The organism is Chloroflexota bacterium (genome assembly GCA_026389585.1).
Classification (GTDB): domain Bacteria; phylum Chloroflexota; class Dehalococcoidia; order UBA2247; family RBG-13-53-26; genus JAPLHP01.
Map to the genome: position 1 here is coordinate 1 of JAPLHP010000077.1, position 2,815 is coordinate 2,815.

Annotated in this window: 4 protein-coding genes; 2 read left to right on the top strand and 2 right to left on the bottom strand. The window is 53.3% G+C overall.

Features of this window, described 5'->3' with window-relative positions; translation table 11 throughout:
- The first annotated feature begins 427 nt into the window (after nucleotides 1-427).
- Complete coding sequence (locus tag NTZ04_06735) at nucleotides 428-1,576, top strand: GH3 auxin-responsive promoter family protein (GenBank protein ID MCX5992003.1); 1,149 nt, start codon at nucleotides 428-430, stop codon at nucleotides 1,574-1,576.
- Nucleotides 1,577-1,579: 3 nt separating this feature from the next.
- Here NTZ04_06735 and NTZ04_06740 read toward each other — a convergent pair whose 3' ends face one another.
- Together NTZ04_06740 and NTZ04_06745 are read right to left on the bottom strand one after the other, a co-directional pair.
- Nucleotides 1,580-2,011 (bottom strand): hypothetical protein, encoded by a 432-nt coding sequence (locus NTZ04_06740; GenBank protein ID MCX5992004.1) that lies wholly within the window; start codon nucleotides 2,009-2,011, stop codon nucleotides 1,580-1,582.
- A 72-nt stretch (nucleotides 2,012-2,083) separates the two neighbouring features.
- On the bottom strand, nucleotides 2,084-2,569 hold the full coding sequence (locus NTZ04_06745; GenBank protein MCX5992005.1) for a hypothetical protein: 486 nt from the start codon (nucleotides 2,567-2,569) through the stop codon (nucleotides 2,084-2,086).
- Nucleotides 2,570-2,736: 167 nt separating this feature from the next.
- On the opposite strand from NTZ04_06745, the gene NTZ04_06750 reads away from it, so the two are divergent.
- The coding region (locus NTZ04_06750; GenBank protein MCX5992006.1) for an IS200/IS605 family transposase at nucleotides 2,737-2,815 on the top strand (79 nt) is incomplete at its 3' end.

A 2,815-nucleotide genomic window follows, 5' to 3' on the forward strand; every position in this document is an offset into this window, starting at 1 on the left:
TCGTATCGAAAAGGTAGCACCCCTTGTGTTATCATTAGTTCACCTCGCTGGTGTCTGAATTGCCCGTTGTTTTCCTATTCTACTCCTCTCTGCAGGAGTCGCCAACGAGGTCCTTTCATCGTTCTTGATGGTGGATCAGGGCAGCCCTCTGCACTCCCCAATTGCCAAACAATATCACCATGCCAGACGCAACCCGGCAGCAGTTGGCTTGCTTGGTGGACAGGGTAGCACCTGCCCCAACATGCGTCAACAATGCGAATTGGCTACTGTTCTCCAAGATGAGGAACCGCCGTTAGAAAGAGGACTCCAGGCGTTGTGGAGAATGTCGGGTGGATTGGCCTTTGGGCAATTAGTGACGCTTGCCTCCATCAACCTGATAGGGTAGGCTATGGCCCATGAAACTGGGGTATCACCGGCAGGCAAGCTGATGGCTGAAAACCAAGGGGAAGAAACCCTCAAGTTCCTCCAGGCTCTTCTGCAGCCCTGGCATACCGCGGTTGAAGCTCCGGCGGAGGCCCAGGGGAAGGTGCTGAGCACTCTCCTGAAGGGATATGTCAAAACCGAATACGGGGAAATGCATGGTGCAGCGCACGTAGAAGGCATTGATGACTACCGCCGTGCATTTCCGGTGGTTACCTATGAAAACTATAAGCCCCTCATTCAGCGCGTAATGGCCGGTGAGACAAAATTACTGCTCAGTGAGGAACCCATTGGCTGGGCCATCACGCGAGGCACAACTAAAGGCGAGTCCAAGTTCATTCCCATGACGCCCACCGACCTGCAGATGAGGGTCAGCGCCGGGCGTGCGATGCTGCACTATGCTGTCAGCAGTAATAGCCATGATCTGCTGGCAGGCGCTAATCTGAACCTGAACTTCCCCTCGGTGGTGGGAAGGGTGCAGGCTGGAGCGAAGGAACTGGAGTATGGTTACAGCTCAGGCATCTACCTGAAGCATGTATCAGCATTCACTCCCATCCACTCAGTCCCCACGCAGGAAGAAATTGACGCCCTCGGTGGAGGCAAGTCCATCCGTGACTGGGAAGCCCGTTTCGAGCTGGCCTATCAGAAATGCAAAGACGAAAACGTGACGATGGTAGGCGGAGTGGCGCCAACAGCCATTCTGTTCGGGCGCTATCTTCGCTGCGCTCATAGAGTCTATCCGAAGAATATCTGGCAGGTACGTGTGATGACTCTGGGCAGCGTGCCTGGCATAAACACCCGATATGAGCCTGCGTTGCGAGCCCTCTATGGGCCGGTCGATATTCGCGAGATCTATGGTACTACTGAAGGAATGTTCGGGCAGCAGAGAGACGACCGCAGAGGCTGGGTGCCCAACTATGACCAGTTCTTCTTTGAGGTGCAGACCCGACGGGGTATAAAGCTACTGTATGAGATGAAGCCTGGCGAGCTGGGTAGCCTCATTGTTTCGACTCCGGTACTGGCCCGCTACAAGATCGGTGACATGATACTTGCCTTCCGACCTCCATACTTCCGCTGCATCGGCCGTGACCGCTGGTGGACTCCCCTGGACTATGCCTGGGCTGAGTTCATGACCTTTAACCTCGGCCGGCTTTAGAGTTCAACGCCGAGGGGCGAATGCACGAAGCAGTATCATGACTGCGATGACCACCAGTACTATCACCCAGATATAGTTCCAACTTACGAGCTCACCCAGGCCTATGCCCAGAAAGACTAATCCGAGGATTACATTCCCTGTCACCGCACGCCGGTGCTCCGGTACAATCAGACGATATAATGCCGTGAGCAACAGCACAGACCCGGCTCCGGTGAAGAAAACGGCCCAGCCTTCCCACCAACTGAAATGATTCTTGAAGTCCGAGGTTTCGGCCAGCAAGACCAGTGCCCCCCAGATGAGAATCGCCGCCCAGCTTACCGCGTTAACCCGGTCCCGGCGCCACTTCTCGTCCCAACCCTTCCTTTTCTCGTCCTCTTTCTCTTGCTTCTCCCCTTTTTTCTCGTCTTCCTTCTCGTTTTTATGCCTTTCAGACATGTGCCCTCCTTTGGAAGGTCGATGGTTTCCGGCAATTCAACTATAGAACTGCCACAGACTTAAAGCCAGGCGCTAGACCGATGCCAGGATGACAGTGTAGTTCTTGCCGTAGACCTTGGCGCAACTGGGACAGGTGGTATAGAAGAAGTACATCTTCTTCATTTCCCTACCCTTTGATTTGACGTAGCCATTCATTTCCCTGGCCCACTTGCCGGTATCCTTGAACGATCCTTCAAAGACCTTGCTGAGGAAAGTCCCCGATATCCTCTCTATCCCGGCTCCGGGAATCTCTTTGCTCACGGCGATGTAGAGGTCGGCTCCAAAAAGAGACTTCTCTTCATAGAGCATCAGTGGCACGGCAGAAAGGGCATCGGCCTGCTTGATCTTCTCCATGTTCCTCACCATCACTTTCCCGAAGCCCAGCGGGATATGCAGAAAAGTGCGGATATGGTCTTTGATGAACAGCTTGTCCCGGAAGGTCACCTCTTTGTCAGTCCACGGCTCCGGGTTGAACCTGGGGCAGCAACCTGTCTCTGATTGTTCGTAGAGTTTGTCCATAGTGATCAGCTCCTTTCGCCCGGTTTCTGACATTTTAGCATCTGATTCAGTAACTGTGAAGTTCCCTTTCTCTTATTGCCGCAAATGTGAGCATCGATACGGTTCATGTCATTCTCTTTTAGGGTCTGATACCCCGCCGCTTGCGGCGAATGAATTAGAATAGATGCATGAGCATCTATTTACACAAGAGCCACAATGTAAGCGTATTGTTGTATCATCTGGTGTTTCCAACGAAATACCGTCGGC

Excerpts from the sequence above, each read along its gene's own strand:
- NTZ04_06735 (MCX5992003.1), top strand. The coding sequence starts at position 428 with ATGGCTGAAAACCAAGGGGAAGAAACCCTCAAGTTCCTCCAGGCTCTT.
- NTZ04_06740 (MCX5992004.1), bottom strand. The coding sequence starts at position 2,011 with ATGTCTGAAAGGCATAAAAACGAGAAGGAAGACGAGAAAAAAGGGGAG.
- NTZ04_06745 (MCX5992005.1), bottom strand. The coding sequence starts at position 2,569 with ATGGACAAACTCTACGAACAATCAGAGACAGGTTGCTGCCCCAGGTTC.